Origin of the sequence: Pseudomonas sp. XK-1 (genome assembly GCF_038069885.1) — a bacterium.
Taxonomy (GTDB): domain Bacteria; phylum Pseudomonadota; class Gammaproteobacteria; order Pseudomonadales; family Pseudomonadaceae; genus Aquipseudomonas.
On record NZ_JBBPES010000002.1, the window covers coordinates 208713 to 225945 of the forward strand.

Here is a 17233-nt window from a genome sequence, read left to right on the forward strand (position 1 = left end):
GCGCCAAGCTCAGCGGCAAAATCGGCCAATACTCTGTCGATTGGGCTTCGTCGCCCGCCGCCCGCCCCAACCTAAGCGACCACCTGATTGCGACCAAACGCCTTGGCCTCATAAAGGGCGCGGTCGGCATGCTCGTAAAGTTGCGCCAGCGCACCACTCTCATCGGGGCGGATACAGGCCACGCCAATCGACATGGTCAGCATCGCCGCAGTGTCCGAGCCGGCATGTTCGATGGCCTGGGTTTGCAGGGTCTGGCGCAGGGCCTCGGCATGCTGCCGCGCCTGATCCACATCGATGTCGTACAGCAGCACGGCAAACTCCTCGCCGCCCAGACGCACCGCCATGTCCAGCGGCCGCCGCGCCGCATCCAGGAGCAGGCTGCCGACCCGCTGCAAGACACTGTCGCCGGCCTGATGGCCATAGTGATCGTTGTAGGCCTTGAAGTGATCGATATCGCACAGCAGCAGAGCCAGGCTGCGCCGCTCGCGCTGAGCCTGACGCCAAAGGCGTTCGAACTGCCGGTTGAAACTGCGCCGGTTGTGCAGCCCGGTAAGGCTGTCCTGATCGGCCAGCACCCGCATCAGGCGGCTGATCAGAAAATGTTCGCGCGACTTGAACTCCAGCAGATAGCAGCCGACGGCTCCCATCAGGTTGCCGAACAGCAGGAACAGGCTGTTATTGATCAGGCGTGGCACGGGCATATCCGCCATCAACAGTTCGGCGGCGATATAGGTCAGCAGGATCAGCAGGGAGCAGACCAGGGCCTCAAACAGGCGCAGGCCGACCAGAAAGTAGGAGGCCATGCACACCAGCAACAGGCCTTCATAGGGGTAGCCAGGATCGACCCGATGCGCCACGCCGACCACCAGCGAGGCCCCCACACCCAGGGCCAGAATGGCCACCAGGCTCAAGGGCTGCAGCAAATGGAGATGCCGGCGCTGGAGCAACAACCCGGACAGGATGATCAGGAGCAGCAGCACGACCAGACGGATGCCCAGCATCCACCAGACCTCGCGGGCCTCGATCAGGACAAAGTCGAAAGCGGCGAAGGCCAGCCAGATCAGCATGCCCACTGACAGCGCAATGCGCTTGAGGTCGTAGGTTTCGTCACGCAGGGCTAAGCGGTACTCACGCTCGAGCGGCGGAGAGAAACGCAGCCAGCGAAAGCCCAAGGCGAGCTGATCGGCGTAGGAACTGGGACGAACATCATCCAACCAGGCATGTGAGAGCGACAACCTAGACCTCTACTGGGGAAGGACTGAAATCACCTTAGCTGCTCGCCACCACAGCCACAAGCGGCTCCCGGGTCCAAGCGCAGCTCTCAGGCCTCGAATTCGGCTTGCAGGGCGGCGCGTACGCAGTGCAGCACGCCCAGCTCGACGCGCCCGACAAACCGCTCACTGAGCACCGCGACCGCCGGCAACTCGCCCTCGCCATCGAGAAAGGCATCCTGAATCTCGCCCAGCAACTCCTCGGGCAGATCCAGGGCCTGCTCCAGGGACAGTTGCTGACGGCCGATGGCCTCTGCCAGCAGGCCGTAGACATTCTTTTCGCTGCAGCCGAGTTGGCCGGCGATCTGCGCCGGGGTCATCCCGGCGCGGGCCAGGCTGACCAGCTCGTGGCGCAGATCAACCACCGCCCGCGGCGCTTCGGCCTCACCACCGAGCACGGCAAGGAAGGCCTCGCCATAACGCTCCAGCTTGCGCGCGCCGACGCCGCTGACCCGCGCCATTTCGGCCAGGGTACTGGGCTTGCTGCGCAGCATCTCCAGCAGGGTGGCGTCGGGGAAGATTACATAGGGCGGCACCCCATGTTCCTCGGCCAGCTTGCGCCGCAGGGCGCGCAAAGCTTCCCACTGCTCGCGTTCCTCACCGCGCACCAGCTGGCTGGCGGCGCTGCTGGAGGCCTTGGCGCTCTGTTGCGGTTTGAGATCGCGGCGCAGCTGCAAGCTCACCTCGCCCTTGAGCAAAGGCCGGCAACTGTCGGAAAGGCGCAGCCCGCCAAAGCCTTCGAGATCGACATCGGCCAGGCCGCGTGCCACCAGTTGGCGGAACAACGAACGCCACTCGCCCTCGCTGAACGCCTTGCCGACGCCGAATACCGAGAGATGCTGATGCCCGACGCCGCGAATCTTCTCATTATCGCGCCCCAGCAGGATGTCCACCAGATGACCGACACCGTAGCGCTGGCCACTGCGGTAGATCGCCGACAGAGCCTGACGTGCCGGTTCTGTGGCATCCCAGGTCTGCACGCCATCGGTGCAGTTGTCGCAATGGCCGCAGGGTTGCGGCATGTCCTCATCGAAATACGCCAGCAGGGCCTGACGCCGACAACGGGTTTCCTCGCACAGGGCCAGCATGGCATCGAGTTTGTGCTGCTCGACCCGCTTGTGCCGCTCATCGCCCTCGGAGTTGTTGAGCATCTGCTTGAGGAAGATCACATCCTGCAGGCCGTAGGCCATCCAGGCATCTGCCGGCAGGCCGTCACGGCCGGCGCGACCGGTTTCCTGGTAATAGGCTTCCAGGGATTTCGGCAAGTCGAGGTGGGCGACGAAGCGCACGTTGGGTTTGTCGATGCCCATGCCGAAGGCGATAGTGGCCACCATGATCAGGCCTTCCTCGTTGAGAAAGCGCTTCTGATGATAGGCGCGCAGCTCATTGGCCAAGCCGGCGTGGTAAGGCAGCGCGGGGAAACCTTGTTCGGAGAGAAAACTCGCCACCTCCTCGACCTTCTTGCGCGACAGGCAATAGACGATGCCGGCATCACCCTTGCGCGCCGCAAGAAAACTCAGCAACTGCTTGCGCGGCTGCTCCTTGGGCACGATGCGGTAGAAGATATTCGGCCGGTCGAAGCTCGACAGGAAGCGTTCGGCATCCTGCAGATGCAGACGTTGAACGATTTCCTCGCGAGTACGCATATCCGCGGTAGCGGTCAGGGCGATGCGCGGCACATGAGGGAAGAGTTCAGCCAGCTGGCCCAGCTGCAGGTATTCCGGGCGGAAGTCATGGCCCCACTGCGACACGCAGTGCGCCTCATCGATGGCGAACAGGGCAATGTCGAGGTTCTGCAGAAAGCTCAGCATACGCGGCTGCACCAGCCGCTCGGGGGCCAGGTAGAGCATCTTGATCTCGCCGCGCTTGATCCGCTCGGCAATCAGCCGCTGCTCGTCGGCACTCAAGGTGGAGTTCAGCGCCACCGCGGCCACGCCCAGCTCATCCAGGGTGGCGACCTGATCGTCCATCAGCGCGATCAGCGGCGAAACCACCACCGCCAGGCCTTCGCGCAGCAGGGCCGGCACCTGGAAGCACAGCGACTTGCCGCCACCGGTCGGCATCAGCACCAGGGCATCGCCGCCGCCGGCCACGCGCTCGATAATCGCCCCCTGACGGCCACGGAAGCTGTCGTAGCCGAAAACGTCTTTAAGGATGCGTTGTGCGTGATCGAGCATGGCGGGTCTCCAAAGCGAGCGGCGCATTATACGCAAGTGCTCGCCCGGCAGGATTTGCATCTGTAACAGCCTCAAGACCGGCCACTTCCCTGGTTTTAGCGCGAGCTATGGCCGCTCAAGTCGCGCTAGACTAGAATTCATCCTCGTTTACTCCTTCAAGGTAGCCCCCGATGTCCTTCGCCGAGCAACTCTCCCGCCTGCAAGCCTTCCTCGATGCCGATGAGCTGCATGAAGAGGCACTGGATTACATCGCCGCCCACGGCTACCTGACCGCGCTGTCGATCTGTCCGGACCCGGTACCGGAGCGCGAATGGATCGACGCGCTGTTCTCCGAGCCACCGCATTACCGCAGCGACGCCGAGCGCGAAGAAGTCGAAGCGACGCTGGTGCAGCTGCAAAGCCATATCGCCCGCCAACTGGCCAGCGACGACGACCCGGAAGTGCCCTGCGAACTCGACCTGGGTATCGAGCCGGACGATTCCGACCTGCGCGGCTGGTGCATCGGCTTTATGGAAGGAGTGTTCCTGCGCGAAGCCGCCTGGTTCGACGATGCCGAAGACGAAGTCAGCGAGCTGCTGCTGCCGATCATGGTCGCCTCCGGCCTGTTCGACGAGCAGCCAGAGTTCGCCGAGATCGCCCGCGATCGCGACTTGGTGGACAGCATGGTCGAACAGATTCCGGAACTGCTGACCGCCCTGTTTCTGCTGTGCCACGCCCCGGAAGAGAAGCCGGCGCTGCTCAAGCCGCGCCATCATTAAGATCGCGCCATAAACATGGCGCGGGATATCCAGGTTCTGCGCAACCCTGCTGCGCGCTACGCCCTGCAGGCCATCGGCTGGCTGAGTGTCGCGCTCGGGGTGATGGGCATTTTCCTCCCGGTACTGCCGACCACACCCTTCCTGCTGCTGGCCGCCGCCTGCTTTATGCGCAGCTCGCGGCGCTTCTACCTGTGGCTGGTCAACCACCGCCAGCTCGGCCCCTGGATAGTCGACTACCTCGAAGGTCAGGGCATCCCGCTCAAAGGCAAGGTCTACGCCATCGGCCTGATGTGGCTGAGCATCGGCATCTCCAGCTATCTGGTGCCGCTGTTCTGGGCACGCCTGTTTATGCTGACCAGCGCCGTACTGGTGAGCATCTATATCCTCAAGCAGAAGACCCTGAGCAGGTCCGCAGACCCGGCCAGGCGCTAAACCTGCCGCCTACCCCCTCGCGCCCGGCAGAATGCTCAAGTAACGCCTAGACTTTCCCCATCTTTGACCGAGGCGCGGTAAATGCAGCCACGTCAGCCCAACCATGGATGGCCGAAACACCTGCACAGGACGCTGCTTGGGCTGGTGCTGCTTATCGGGCTGAGCAGTGCCCTGGCCAACTGGGATTTCGGCCTGATTCTGGGCAATGCCGAAAGCCGCTACGGCAACCTGGGCGCAGCCAAGCAGCGGATTCAGGCCTGGGAGGCGCTGATCAAGAGCGGTACCGAGCTGAGCGAGCAGGACAAGCTCAGCGAGGTCAACCGCTTCTTCAACCGTCAGATCCGCTTTGTCGACGACATCCGCCTGTGGCAGGTCAACGACTACTGGGCAACGCCCATCGAGATGCTGGTCAAGGGGGCCGGCGATTGCGAGGACTACTCCATCGCCAAGTACTTCACCCTGCGCCGCCTCGGCATCCCCAGTGACAAGCTGCGCATCACCTACGTCAAGGCGCTCAACTACAACCAGGCGCACATGGTGCTGACCTACTACGCCAGTCCCCGCGCCGAACCCCTGGTCCTCGACAACCTGATCAACCAGATCAAGCCGGCCTCGCAGCGCAAAGACCTGCTGCCGGTGTATGCCTTCAATGCCGAGGGGCTGTATTTGCCTGGTTCCAGCAGCAAGAAGAGCGACACCAAAAGGCTCTCGCGCTGGCAGGACATCCTGAAAAAAATGCGCGCGGAGGGCTTCGCCATCGGCGAAGGCTAGGAGGAACACCATGTCTTTACTCAAGCAGCTATTTCTCGCCATCTGCCTGTTTCTGGTGGTGGCCTTTACCGGTAGCTTTATCGCCGGGGTGGAGAGCTCGCGGGAACAGCTGATCAGCCAACTGCGCTCCCATGCTCAGGACGCCGCCACCGCCCTGGGGCTGTCGATGACGCCCCATGTCGACGACCCGGCGATGATCGAGCTGATGGTCAGTTCGATCTTCGACAGCGGCTACTTCACCAGCATCCGCGTGGTGAGCATTCCCGATGACCGGGTGGTGGTCGAACGCAGCAGCAGTAACACCGTGGACACCGTACCCGCCTGGTTCAGCGAGCTGGTCAACCTGCAGCCCCAAGGCGGCGACGCCCTGATCATGCGCGGCTGGGAACAGGCCGCACGGGTCGAAGTGCTGAGCCACCCGCAGTTCGCACTGGCCAAACTCTGGGACAGCGCCATCGGCAGCCTGCTCTGGCTGCTGCTGTGCGGCCTGGTCAGCGCCATCCTCGGCGGCTGGCTGCTGCGCACCCAACTGCGCCCGTTGGACAACATGGTGCAACAGGCCCAGGCGATTACCCGCCGTGAGTTTATGACCCTGCCCAAGGTGCCGCGCACCCCGGAACTCAAGCGGGTGGTCACCGCCATGAACCAGATGGTGGAAAAGCTCAAGACTCTATTCGCCGAAGAAGCCGCGCGCAGCGAGAAACTGCGCGAGGAAGCCTACCAGGACAGCATTACCGGCCTGGCCAACCGCCGCCTGTTCGACATCTGCCTGGCCAACCAGCTGATGGTTTCCGAACAGAACGCCGAGGGCTATCTGCTACTGCTGCGGGTCAACGACCTGGGCGGCCTTAACCAACGCCTGGGCGGCCAGCGCACCGATGCCCTGATCGCTGCCATCGGCGAACTGCTCAAACGCCTGCTGGGCCAGGCCACCCGCGCCGACTGGCTGGCCTCGCGCAGCCGCGGCGGTGAATTCAGTCTGCTTGCCCCCGGCATTGGCAGCGAGGAGGCTGACCTGCTCGCCGACGAACTGCACAGCGGCCTGGAAAGCCTGCGCCAGACTGGCGCAAGCGACTGTACCCCGGTAGCCCATATGGGTATCGCCGCCTTTCGCCCTGGCGAGCAGGCCAGCCAGGTGATAGGCCGTGCCGACCAGGCCCTGGCCCAGGCGCAGAACGACCCGAGTCGCAACTGGATACGCCTGGACGACTACAACGCCCAGCCCAGCCAGGGGCTGCATGAATGGCGAGCCTGGATCGACGACGCCCTGCACCAGGGCAAGTTGCAGCTGTATTTCCAGGCGGTGACCCAGTGCGCCGACCGCAGCCGAGTGCTGCACCACAAGGTCCTCGCCCGCCTGCTCGACCCGCAGGGCGAGGCCATCGCCGCCGGGCGTTTTCTGCCCTGGATCGAACGCCTGGGCTGGACCGCACGTTTCGACCTGGCCATGCTCGAACACAGCCTGGCGCACCTGGCCCAGCACCCCCAACCCCTGGCACTGAGCCTGTCGGCGGCGACGCTGCGCGAACCGAACAGCCTCAAGCGCCTGCTGGAAATACTCAGGCAGCACCCGCAGCAGGCCCCCCTGCTGACTCTGGAAGTGGACGAACGCCACTTGCCGCCGGCGACCGAGCTGGAAAGCCTCAGCCAGGCCATCCGCGAGGCCGGCTTCAGCCTGGGCCTGCAGCACTTCGGTGGGCGCTTCAGCCTGATCGGCAACCTGACCCACCTGGGCCTGGCATACCTGAAGATCGATGGCACCTATATCCGTGCCATCGACCAGGAAAGCGACAAGCGCATGTTTATCGAGGCGGTATTTCGCGCCACCAACAGCATCGACCTGCCCTTGATCGCCGAGATGGTGGAAACCGAGGGCGAGCTCGCGGTGCTCAAGGAACTGGGCTTGTACGGGGCCATGGGCCGCCTGCTGGGCGCGCCGATGCCGTGGCAGGATTAATAAGAGTCGTAGCCCGGATTACATCCGGCTACACGGGCACTCGCGATCAGGCGTAGGGTGGATGACGCTTTACCCATCCACCAACAGCGACCTTATGGTGGATGAAAAGAGCATCATCCACAGTTCTAAGCGTAGGAACGGGCCATGGCCGCGATAGCGACTTCGCGGCCATGGCCCGTTCCTACAACCTGCAAGCACAATCACCGAGAGTAAGCAGGCTCAGCTGGCAAACAGATAACCTTCCACATCCATTCCCGCATCACGCATCTGCGCCAGCTTGTACCTCAGGGTACGCGGGCTGATGCCCAGGCGCTCGGCGGCTTCCTTGCGCCGGCCACGCTCGGCCCGCAGGGTGTCGATGATCATCTGAAATTCATGCCGACGCAGGTCGTCGCCCAGGGCACCAGCTTCGGCCGACGGCGGCTCCACAGCGGCGGCTGCGCTGGGCACCACCGCCAGCATCGGCTGCTGTGGCACCGACGACAGCGCCGCACCGATGGGAGCCGACAGGCACAGGTCCTGAGGCTGGATCAAACCACCCTGCTGCAGGATCAACGCCCGCTGAATGGCGTTGTCCAGCTCGCGCACGTTACCCGGCCAGGCATGGCTGACCAGGCTCTGCTGCGCCTGGGCCGAAAGGCGGATGGGCGAATGGTTCATCTTCTTCACGTACTTGGCCAGCAAGCGCTCGGCCAGCGGCACGATGTCCGCCGGACGCTCGCGCAGGGGTCGCCAGGCCAGGGGGAATACCGACAGGCGATAGTAGAGGTCCTCACGGAAGCGCCCCGCCGCCACTTCGCCGGCCAGGTCGCGGTTGCTGGTGGCCAGCACGCGAATATCCAGGGTGATCGTCTTGCGCGCGCCGACCCGCTCCACCTCACGCTCCTGCAGCACCCGCAACAACTTGGCCTGCAAGCCCAGGGGCATTTCGGAAATCTCATCAAGCAGAATGGTGCCGCCCTCGGCCATTTCGAACTTGCCCGGGGCACTGGCGATGGCACCGGTAAAGGCACCCTTTTCATGACCGAAGAGCGTGGCTTCGAGCATATTGTCGGGAATCGCCGCACAGTTGATCGCGATAAAGGGCTTGCTGGCCCGCGGCGACTGCTGGTGCAGGTAGCGCGCCAGCACTTCCTTGCCGGTACCGGACTCGCCGCTGATCAATACAGTGGAATCGCTCTGCGCCACCCGCTTGGCCAGTTCGAGCAACTGCACGCTGGCCGGCTCAACGGCCACCGGGCCATCCTGCTCCGCCGCGCTCAGACGGCCCAGCGCATGTCGGTCGACCAGCGTCAGCAGGGCTTTGGGCTCAAATGGCTTGACCAGATAATCCGCCGCCCCCTGGCGCATCGCATCCACCGCCCGCTCTACCGCGCCATAGGCGGTCATCAACAGCACCGGCAATTGCGGTTGACGCTGGCGGATCTGCGCAAGCAATTGATGACCATCCATGCCCGGCATATTCACGTCGCTGACCACCAGGCCGAAGGGCTCCTCGGCAATCGCCAGCAGGGCTGCTTCGGCACAATCCACCGCGCGAAAGGCATGCCCGCCCAGCGACAGGGTATCGGCCAGCGCCTCGCGCAAGGCGCGGTCGTCTTCGACCAGCAAAACTTTGGCAGCCATGGCTGTTTACTCCTGAATCAAGGGGTGCGTCGCGCCAAGCAGCGGCAACGTCAGAATGGCGCAGGTACCGCGTCCCGGACGCGAGCGCAGCTGCACATCGCCCTGGTGCGCGCGCGCCACGGCCTTGACCACCGCCAGGCCGAGCCCGGTACCCGTGGTCTTGGTGGTAAAGAAGGGTTCGCCGAGGCGCGCCAGGGTGGCGCGGTCGATACCCGGCCCATCGTCGCTGATACACAGGCGCAGGACTTGCCCGCGGCTGTACAGGTGCACCTTGAGCCGCGCCTCGCGTCCGGCGGCCTGAATGGCATTTTCAATCAGGTTGAGCAGACTGCCGACCAGGGTGTCGCGGTTGCACAGCAGCTCGCCCTCGCGGCTATCGCACTGCCAACGTACCTGCATGCCCTGCACATGGGGTTCGGCTGCAGCACGCAGCGCCTCGAACAACGCCCCGGGGGCAATACGATCCGGCAGGGGCAACTCGCCCCGGGCGAAGATCAGCATGTCGCGCACCTGGTGCTCGAGTTCGTGCAGGCGCTCTTTCAGGCGACCGGCAAAACGCTGCTGCTGCTCGACCGGCAGCACCTGCTCAGTCAAATGGCTGGCATAGATCAGCGCCGCCGACAGCGGAGTACGGATCTGATGGGCCAGGGAGGCGACCATGCGCCCCAGGGCGGACAGGCGCTCATGACGGGATAACTGATCCTGCAGGCGGCGGGTTTCCGTCAGGTCAGTAAGCAACACCAGCTGCCCGGGCTCGGCGCGCAACGAGCGGGTGGCAATCGACAGACGCCGGCCGTCCTTGAGGGAGATTTCATGGCCGTCGTCTTCGCGTGGGGCAAAGTTGCGCGCAATCACCTGACGCCAGAGCATGCCCACCAGGGGTTGTCCGAGCAGGTTGCGCGCCACCGGATTGGCTTCCCGCACCACTCCCTGGCCATCGATGACGATAACCCCGCCCGGCAGCAGATCCAGCAGGCTTTGCAAGCGGTTAGCCAGGCGCTCCTTCTCGGCCAGTTCCTGCATACGCTGGGCGCTGACCAGGGCCAGCTGCCCCTTCAGCTCGGTAACCCGGGCTTCAAGCATGCTGTAGGAAGAACTGAGCTGGGTCGACATCTGGTTGAACAGGGCAAAGGCCTGCTCAAGCCCTTCACGGCTGGCCTGCTCGACCGGCGCGGGAGCCGCTTCGGATTGTTCGGGAGTTTTAGGGTGGATGTTCATCATTCTCTCTCGCGCAGCGAGCCGTCATCAGACAGTCAGTTGCAAGAGAGATAGCAATACCCGTGCCTAAAAAATAATCCTTATATATCAATGCCTTAAAAAACAAAGCCGAAGGCAGTGTCAAACCTTCGGCTCTATCGGGGTGGCAAACGCCAAGTCACTGACGATTTCGCCGGCATGCGGGTCTTAATCGTCCAGGCCATCCTCGTCGCGGCGGCTCATGCCGTACTTGCGCATTTTCTCCACCAGGGTCGTGCGACGAATGCGCAGACGCTCGGCGGCACGCGCCACCACACCACTGGCATCATCGAGTGCCTGCTGGATCAGGCCCTGCTCCAGGTTGCCCAGGTAGTCCTTCAGGTCCAGCCCTTCGGGCGGCAGCATGGCCACCGAATCGACACCCGGCAAGCCGGCCATCAGGGTGGCGCGCTCATCCAGCTCGTCGCGCAGACTGGCCACCATGCCCTCGTCTTCGTCATCGACATGACGGAACTTCTTCGGCAACTCGCCCACGCCGATGACCCCATAGGGATGCATGATCGCCATGCGCTCGACCAGGTTGGCCAGCTCGCGCACGTTGCCCGCCCAGTCGTGCTGACACAGCGACATGATGGCGGCGGAGTTGAAACGGATCGAACCGCGCTTCTCGAACTCCATGCGCGAGATCAGCTCGTTCATCAACAGCGGGATATCTTCTATACGCTCGCGCAGCGGGGCCATCTCGATCGGGAAGACATTCAGGCGATAGTAGAGGTCTTCGCGGAAAGTGCCGTCCTCGATCATCTTCTCGAGGTTCTTGTGGGTGGCGGCAATGATGCGCACATCGGCGCTCTGGGTCTTGTTGCTGCCCACCCGTTCAAAGGTGCGCTCCTGCAGCACACGCAGCAGCTTGACCTGCATGGGCAGCGGCATATCGCCAATTTCATCGAGAAACAGGGTGCCGCCATTGGCCAGTTCGAAACGGCCGGCGCGGCTGGTAATGGCCCCGGTAAAAGCCCCCTTCTCATGACCGAATAGTTCGCTCTCCAGCAACTCGGCCGGAATCGCGCCACAGTTGACCGGCACAAAAGGCGCTTCGCGACGCTTGGAGTGGTAGTGCAGGTTGCGCGCCACCACCTCCTTACCAGTGCCAGACTCGCCCAGAATCAGCACGCTGGCCTCGGTATCGGCGACCTGCTGCATCATCTGCCGCACCTGCTGGATGGCCCGACTGGTACCGACCAGGCTGCGAAACAGGTTGGTCTCGCGCTGACGACCACGTTCACGGGCCTGGTCATACATTTCCCGGTAGACCTGGGCGCGGTGCAGGGAGTCGAGCAACTTGTTGTAGCTCAGGGGCATATCCAGGGTCGCCAGCACGCTGCGGCGCTGTTCCTCAGGCCATTCAGGTGCCACCTGCTCATTGAGCAACAGGGTCGGTAGAAATTCATCCCAGGCCGCCACCTGCTTGAGCATCTCCAGCACGCCGCCCTTCGCCTGCACCTCGCCCAACAACACGCTCAAAACGCTGCGGCTGGACTCAAGCTCGGCCACCGTTTCACGCCAGCTAGCGCTGTCACAGGCCAGATAGTCTTCACCGAGAAAACTCAGGATCACCGTCAGGTCTCGACGGCGCTCGTTGTTATCGTCAATCAGGAGAATCTTGGTTTCACGCCACATAATATTTATCGAATCCTGGAGTGAAAAAATGCGCCTGGTACCCTCAAGCCGCCCAGCCAAGCGCCAGTAATTGGCCACTAGTTAAGTCAATTTTCTGTTGCTAGTCAATTTTATGGCGTGATTTTTTTGCTTAGCTTGAAGAATAATCAAGCGGCGCTTTTAGCAAAGAAGGGAATTCAATCGATACAGGCAGCCAGGACTGGCCACCTGGAAAACAGGTGCTCAACTGTGCCTGTTACAGCGAATAGCTGCGCCTCAAGCAACCGGGGCACGCTTAACCGAACAGCTGGTAAACCTTGGCCCCCTGTTGGGACTGGTTCAATTGCAGCAGCTCGCGGGACAGCCGCTGCTGCTCGGCCTGACATACGCTGACCAGTTCACGATAAAGATCCAGCAGTTCCTGCATACGCGCACGCAATGCCCCTTCATCGTTTAACGCCTCGACCATGGCCTCATCCACGGCTTGCCGGCACTGCAGATCCAGCTCGCCGATGGCAGCCCAATCCTGTGTAGCCAGTGCAGTGCGCAAGGCAGTGCCGGTCTCTTGCAGTCGCTGGACGGATGAACTCATGAACCTACTCCTCAGACCTGAAACGTCATTACTGGCCAATGACATCCCAGCCGGATTTCACATTACGCAACAGGCCCGCCACTTCGTCCAGCGGTGCCATGTCATTCTGCACATTGGCTTCAAGCAAGCGATTGGCCATGTATTCATACAGACGATCCAGGTTGGCAGCCACCTCACCACCCTGCTCGAGATTCAGCCCTTCGCGCAGACCGCCGATGATGCCGATGGCCTTGCCGATCAACTCGCCCTTCATTGCCGTCTGCTGACGCTCCATGGCACCACGCGCCTGAGCGATACGGGTCAGACCGCCTTCCATCAGCATCTGGATCAGACGATGGGGGCTGGCATCAACGGCCTGAGCTTGAGTGTTAACGGTTTGATATTGCTTGAGGGCCGCCATCGCGTTCATTGTCGCTCTCGCTATTCTGCATGCTGGATACCTTGGGTATCGGCGCTGCAGCCTAAAGCTTTAACGCTGAAATCAGTTTGCCGCAGTGGGCTCCACTTCTGGCCCGATGGCGTCCCAGGCAGCCTTGATCTGCCCCAACAAGGCCTGGACTTCGTCCAGGGTGCGCGGCGTGTCGTCCAGCGCAACACCGGCCAGTCGGCGGGTCATATAGTCGTAAAGAGAGTCGAGGTTCTCGGCAATTTCGCCGCCCAGCTTTTTATCCAAACCTGCTTGCAAGGCACCCAGAATGGTGATGGTGCTGCCCACCGCCATACCACGAATCTCGGTATCGCCTTCGAGCTGAGCGTGCCTGGCCAACATCACTCGCTGCAAGGCACCATCGAGCAGCATCTGCACGGTGCGATACGGCGATACATCGTGGCTGGTCTTGACCTGCTTGTAAGTGTCGATGGGGTGCTTGTTCATTAGTTATCCTTTTTCACGAAGCCCGGCAAACTGGCCAGTTGATTGGCCAGGCTTTCGCTGGTTTGCTTCAGCCGGCCGACCAAGGAGTCCATGGCATTGTATTGGGCGTATAGACGCGCCTGTACCTTCTCGATCCGCAGGGTCAGCGCTTCACGTTGTTTGTCGATGCTACTGATGGTGGTTTGCAGACCGTTTTCGCGCTGCTGGAATACCCCATCAGTCCCCAGATAAGGCTTAACCACGGCTTCCAGGCGGCCCATCAAACCGCCTTCTCCCGAGAGAAATTCGGAGACTTTGTCGTACTTGCCAACGAGCGCGCTGTCCAGCTTCGCCGAGTCGATACTCAGCTTGCCATCTTTCTGGGTGGTAATACCCAGCTCGGCGAGCGATTGCACACCCAGGCTGTCGCCCAATTGCACAAGCTCCTTGCGCATCCCGCTGAGCAGGTTACGGATCGAGGTATCGCCCAGCAGCGGGCCGGTCACGGGTGCCTTGCCTTCGCCAACGGGCACGACTGTGGTCAGCTCATTGGTGGTTTGCACCAGCTTGTTATAGGTGTCGACGAACTTTTGCAGGTTGCCACGAACCGTACCCTTATCCTGGGCGACCGTGATGTCGATGGTCTTATTCGCCGCGATGTCGTCGGCCGACTGTGCGCTGACCAGATTGATGGTGATGCCTTCGATCACGTCGTCGACGGTGTTGCTCAGCTTCACCACCGACAAGCCATCGACGGTGAACATCGCGGATTTCGCCGTATCGATCGATTTGCTGTCACTGTCGACGGTGGACGCCAGGGTGGTCAGGCTGTTATCGCCGGTACTCAAATCATCGGTGGTCGCCGTAACGCTGAGATCCTCGCCGTTGCTCGACTGAATGACCAGACGCGAGCCGCCATCGACGGTTTCGATCGTGGCGCTGATACCCTGAGCCGCCCCGTCGGTGTTGATTTTCTGACGGATCGTATCAAGCGAATCGTCCGCACCTATGGCCACGGCCAGGTTGACCGCTCCACTGTCGATATTCAGCGTGCCGGCCTTGAAGGTCGCTGCCGCTCCGCCCGCCACCAGTGGCAGTTGCGCGGTGCTGTTGCCCGCGGAAAAGGTCAATGCATTCAGCGCGTTGGCACCTTGAGTGACGCCGTCCTGGCTCGCGGCAATCTGGATATCGTTGCCCTCACCAGTTTTCGAAGAGCTGAGGATCAGACGCGAGCCGGAAGCGTCGGTAACGATACTGGCGCTGACGCCTGTACTCGCTCCTGCAGTGTTGATCGCATCACGCACACCGAGCAGGCTGTTGTTGCTGTCGTTGATATCCACATCGAAGCTACTGGTGCCAACGCTAACGGTAAGCGAGCCAGAGTTGAAGGTGGCCGCCGAACCGCCGGTGACCGAAGACAACGCCACCTTGCTGCCGGACGCGAGCTGCTGCACTTGCAGGCTGAACTTACCGACCGGCACGTCGCCACTGGCGGTCGCCGTGAGCACCGATGAGCTGGAGGAGGAAACCGTCTGCTTTTGAAATGCAGAAGCTTTATTGAGGCTCTGCAGCACCGAACTGAGTTCACCAACAACCGAACGCAGACTTCCGAGAGCAGAGATACGCGAGGTGGTGGTCTTTTCAAGTCGGTTTAGCTGCAGCTCCTTGGGAGCGCGCTCCGAATTGACCAGAGCCTTTACGATACTGTCGATATCGATTCCTGAGCCTACGCCCGTAATCCCGACCATGATTCACCTCGCCAAAATAGTGACGGCGCAATGCCAATAGGTATTACGCAGTCAAAAGCCGTGCCAGCGAAACGCTAGGCTTCAGCTTTGAACAACAAACTGCGGACCTCCGAAAGATTCTCTGCCAATTGCAGGGCTTCTTCAGAAGGTATTTGCCGGATCACATCGCCAGAGCCCGCATCGGTAACCTTGACCACGACTCGGCCACTGGTTTCTTCCACCGAGAAATTGATGCTGCGGCGAACCGACTGCACAAAATCCTGGATGGATGCGACGGCGTCTTCTAGCTGCTCGCGGCTGGCGTTACCGCCCTCAACCGCTGTTCCGGGCTTGAACGTGCCGGTCACCGGCTCCTCGCCAATCTCGCTTGCGCCCGATGACGAAGCCTTGTTTCGTGTGGCTTCGTCCGGTGCTAAACGCGCAGACTCGCGAGTTGCGACCTGAATAAGCGGTTTCTGTATTGAGCCGATGTCCATAAATTTCTCCTCACAAAGAGGGAACGGGGAGAAGAGCTGAGCCCTTCTCCCCGCAGTCTAGCGCTTTTGCCCTTAGCCGAGCAGGCTAAGTACAGCCTGTGGCAACTGGTTGGCCTGGGCCAGAATCGCGGTGCCGGCTTGCTGCAGGATCTGATTCTTGGTCAGCTCCGAGGTTTCCGCAGCGAAGTCAGTGTCGCGAATCCGGCTGCGGGCAGCCGAAGCGTTCTCTGCAATGTTCTGCAGGTTGGAGATGGTGTTCTCGAAGCGGTTCTGTACCGCACCGAGCTGGGCACGCTGGCTGTCGATGTTGGAGATCGCACCGTTGACCACACCCAGGGCGTTCTGAGCGCCTTCGGCGGTGCTGATATCGATATCCGCTACCGAGTTCAGCTCACTGAAGCCATCAGTACCGAGGGTGGCATCCAGGTTGGTCATCGAGAAGGCATCTGCCGCTTCGAGACGAACCACACCGTCAGCGCGGGCACCGCCTGCTGCTGCGATGGTAGCCGCCGCACCGATCACGTCACCTGCCTCGGTCCCTTCGAAGTCGTAGGACTGCAGGGTGGCGCCATCCCCGGCACCATCCTGGAAGGCGTCGATGATGATCGAGTCGCCGCGCTCGCTGACCAGCTCGATGGTGTCGCCCAAGGAGCGTGCGGCGATACCGGTGCTGCCGGTTTCCTTGTTGATCGCGTCAGCCAGGGCCGAAAGGTCGGTGGCGTCGGTGATGTTGGCGGAGATGGTCACACCGGAATCGGCGTCGGCGTTGTTCGAGCCGTACAGGGTGAAGGATGTAGTACCACTGGACACACCGGACAGCTGCGCTACGGTGCGGGCGTTAGCGGTGACACCGGTGGTGTCGGACTTGCTGTTGATCGCCTGGGAAACGTCACGAGCGCTGGAGCCTGCGGAGTAGCTGAAATCCGCGGTGCCCAGTTTGCCGGTGATGGTACCGCTGGCACCCTGGTAGCCTTGACCGGAGGCGCTCAGGTCACTGAAGCCCGAAGCCGATGCGGCGGCAGCAACGCCAGAGCTATCGAAACGGTTGACACCGATGCGGCTGGCATCGGCCGAGCCGATCGATACGTTGATGGTCTCGTAGGCGTTTGCACCAACCTGGAAGCTCTGGGAGCCGAAGGTACCATCGAGAATCTTGCGGCCACCGAAGCTGGTGGTGTCGGCGATGCGATCCAGTTCTTGTTGCAGCTGGGCAACTTCGCCTTGCAGAGCGGCACGCTCGGTTGCGCCGTTGGAACCGTTGGCCGATTGCAGAGCCAGGTCACGCATACGCTGCAGCAAACCGGTGGACTGCTGCAGAGCACCTTCAGCGGTCTGCGACAGGGAGATACCGTCGTTGGAGTTACGTACCGCTACGTTCAGGCCATTGATCTGGCTGGTCAGGCGGTTGGAGATTTGCAGACCAGCGGCATCGTCTTTGGCGCTATTGATGCGGAAGCCGGTGGACAAACGCTGCAGCGAAGTATCCAGACCTTTGGACGAGGAGTTGAGGTTACGCTGAGTGTTGAGTGACGCTACGTTGGTATTGACTGTAAGGGCCATGGTATTGCCTCCAAAGGACCGTGCTACTTAGTTTGTCTGAGCCTGCGAGCTTTGGGTCTGCTTTTGCTCAGACGCCCCATTGAGTTCGCATTCGTACTTTGTATCGGCGCTCCTTGGGGAAGCTTTAGAAACTTGCCTGAAGTTTTTTTCTGCTTT

Annotated in this window: 15 protein-coding genes; 4 read left to right on the forward strand and 11 right to left on the reverse strand. The window is 61.7% G+C overall.

What is annotated here, in order from left to right; genetic code table 11:
- Positions 1-71 precede the first annotated feature (71 nt).
- On the reverse strand, positions 72-1235 hold the full coding sequence (locus tag WMW70_RS06660; protein ID WP_341436736.1) for a GGDEF domain-containing protein: 1164 nt from the start codon (positions 1233-1235) through the stop codon (positions 72-74).
- Between the two features lie 86 nt (positions 1236-1321).
- The gene (recQ, locus tag WMW70_RS06665; RefSeq protein WP_341436738.1) at positions 1322-3448 is read right to left on the reverse strand and encodes a DNA helicase RecQ; all 2127 of its coding nucleotides are present in this window, start codon (positions 3446-3448) and stop codon (positions 1322-1324) included.
- A gap of 170 nt (positions 3449-3618) precedes the next feature.
- On the opposite strand from recQ, the gene WMW70_RS06670 reads away from it, so the two are divergent.
- The 4 genes from WMW70_RS06670 to lapD all read left to right on the forward strand — a co-directional run bounded on the left by WMW70_RS06670 (position 3619) and on the right by lapD (position 7366).
- Positions 3619-4206: a YecA family protein gene (locus WMW70_RS06670; RefSeq protein ID WP_341436739.1), complete on the forward strand. Its 588-nt coding sequence runs from the start codon at positions 3619-3621 to the stop codon at positions 4204-4206.
- 15 nt (positions 4207-4221) lie between these two features.
- The gene (locus tag WMW70_RS06675; protein ID WP_341436740.1) at positions 4222-4638 is read left to right on the forward strand and encodes a YbaN family protein; all 417 of its coding nucleotides are present in this window, start codon (positions 4222-4224) and stop codon (positions 4636-4638) included.
- An 81-nt stretch (positions 4639-4719) separates the two neighbouring features.
- Positions 4720-5409: a cysteine protease LapG gene (gene lapG, locus WMW70_RS06680; RefSeq protein WP_341436741.1), complete on the forward strand. Its 690-nt coding sequence runs from the start codon at positions 4720-4722 to the stop codon at positions 5407-5409.
- 10 nt (positions 5410-5419) lie between these two features.
- A complete protein-coding gene (gene lapD / locus WMW70_RS06685; RefSeq protein WP_341436742.1) occupies positions 5420-7366 on the forward strand; it encodes a cyclic di-GMP receptor LapD in 1947 nt (648 codons plus the stop codon).
- Between the two features lie 219 nt (positions 7367-7585).
- On the opposite strand, the gene fleR is transcribed toward lapD, so the two are convergent.
- The 9 genes from fleR to WMW70_RS06730 all read right to left on the reverse strand — a co-directional run bounded on the left by fleR (position 7586) and on the right by WMW70_RS06730 (position 17077).
- Complete coding sequence (gene fleR, locus WMW70_RS06690; RefSeq protein WP_341436743.1) at positions 7586-8992, reverse strand: sigma-54-dependent response regulator transcription factor FleR; 1407 nt, start codon at positions 8990-8992, stop codon at positions 7586-7588.
- A gap of 6 nt (positions 8993-8998) precedes the next feature.
- Positions 8999-10210, reverse strand: a complete 1212-nt coding sequence (locus WMW70_RS06695) for a sensor histidine kinase (protein WP_445942115.1) — start codon at positions 10208-10210, stop codon at positions 8999-9001.
- Between the two features lie 186 nt (positions 10211-10396).
- A complete protein-coding gene (locus tag WMW70_RS06700; protein ID WP_341436745.1) occupies positions 10397-11869 on the reverse strand; it encodes a sigma-54 dependent transcriptional regulator in 1473 nt (490 codons plus the stop codon).
- Positions 11870-12143: 274 nt separating this feature from the next.
- Complete coding sequence (gene fliT, locus WMW70_RS06705; RefSeq protein ID WP_341436746.1) at positions 12144-12440, reverse strand: flagellar protein FliT; 297 nt, start codon at positions 12438-12440, stop codon at positions 12144-12146.
- A 28-nt stretch (positions 12441-12468) separates the two neighbouring features.
- Positions 12469-12849, reverse strand: a complete 381-nt coding sequence (gene fliS / locus WMW70_RS06710; protein WP_341436747.1) for a flagellar export chaperone FliS — start codon at positions 12847-12849, stop codon at positions 12469-12471.
- A gap of 72 nt (positions 12850-12921) precedes the next feature.
- Positions 12922-13314, reverse strand: coding sequence for a flagellar export chaperone FliS (fliS, locus tag WMW70_RS06715; protein WP_341436748.1), 393 nt, complete (start codon positions 13312-13314; stop codon positions 12922-12924).
- Positions 13314-15041, reverse strand: coding sequence for a flagellar filament capping protein FliD (gene fliD / locus WMW70_RS06720; RefSeq protein ID WP_341436749.1), 1728 nt, complete (start codon positions 15039-15041; stop codon positions 13314-13316). Before fliD ends, fliS (WMW70_RS06715) begins: the two co-directional genes overlap by 1 nt.
- A 74-nt stretch (positions 15042-15115) precedes the next feature.
- Positions 15116-15517 carry a flagellar protein FlaG gene (locus WMW70_RS06725; RefSeq protein ID WP_341436750.1) on the reverse strand — a complete coding sequence of 134 codons (402 nt, stop codon included), beginning with the start codon at positions 15515-15517 and terminating at the stop codon, positions 15116-15118.
- A gap of 72 nt (positions 15518-15589) precedes the next feature.
- Positions 15590-17077 carry a flagellin gene (locus tag WMW70_RS06730; protein WP_341436751.1) on the reverse strand — a complete coding sequence of 496 codons (1488 nt, stop codon included), beginning with the start codon at positions 17075-17077 and terminating at the stop codon, positions 15590-15592.
- Positions 17078-17233: the final 156 nt, after the last annotated feature.

Excerpts from the sequence above, each read along its gene's own strand:
- fliS (WP_341436747.1), bottom strand. The coding sequence starts at position 12,849 with ATGAACGCGATGGCGGCCCTCAAGCAATATCAAACCGTTAACACTCAA.
- WMW70_RS06695 (WP_445942115.1), bottom strand. The coding sequence starts at position 10,210 with ATGAACATCCACCCTAAAACTCCCGAACAATCCGAAGCGGCTCCCGCG.
- lapD (WP_341436742.1), top strand. The coding sequence starts at position 5,420 with ATGTCTTTACTCAAGCAGCTATTTCTCGCCATCTGCCTGTTTCTGGTG.
- fliS (WP_341436748.1), bottom strand. The coding sequence starts at position 13,314 with ATGAACAAGCACCCCATCGACACTTACAAGCAGGTCAAGACCAGCCAC.
- WMW70_RS06730 (WP_341436751.1), bottom strand. The coding sequence starts at position 17,077 with ATGGCCCTTACAGTCAATACCAACGTAGCGTCACTCAACACTCAGCGT.
- fliD (WP_341436749.1), bottom strand. The coding sequence starts at position 15,041 with ATGGTCGGGATTACGGGCGTAGGCTCAGGAATCGATATCGACAGTATC.
- WMW70_RS06670 (WP_341436739.1), top strand. The coding sequence starts at position 3,619 with ATGTCCTTCGCCGAGCAACTCTCCCGCCTGCAAGCCTTCCTCGATGCC.
- WMW70_RS06725 (WP_341436750.1), bottom strand. The coding sequence starts at position 15,517 with ATGGACATCGGCTCAATACAGAAACCGCTTATTCAGGTCGCAACTCGC.
- fliT (WP_341436746.1), bottom strand. The coding sequence starts at position 12,440 with ATGAGTTCATCCGTCCAGCGACTGCAAGAGACCGGCACTGCCTTGCGC.
- lapG (WP_341436741.1), top strand. The coding sequence starts at position 4,720 with ATGCAGCCACGTCAGCCCAACCATGGATGGCCGAAACACCTGCACAGG.
- fleR (WP_341436743.1), bottom strand. The coding sequence starts at position 8,992 with ATGGCTGCCAAAGTTTTGCTGGTCGAAGACGACCGCGCCTTGCGCGAG.
- recQ (WP_341436738.1), bottom strand. The coding sequence starts at position 3,448 with ATGCTCGATCACGCACAACGCATCCTTAAAGACGTTTTCGGCTACGAC.
- WMW70_RS06700 (WP_341436745.1), bottom strand. The coding sequence starts at position 11,869 with ATGTGGCGTGAAACCAAGATTCTCCTGATTGACGATAACAACGAGCGC.
- WMW70_RS06675 (WP_341436740.1), top strand. The coding sequence starts at position 4,222 with ATGGCGCGGGATATCCAGGTTCTGCGCAACCCTGCTGCGCGCTACGCC.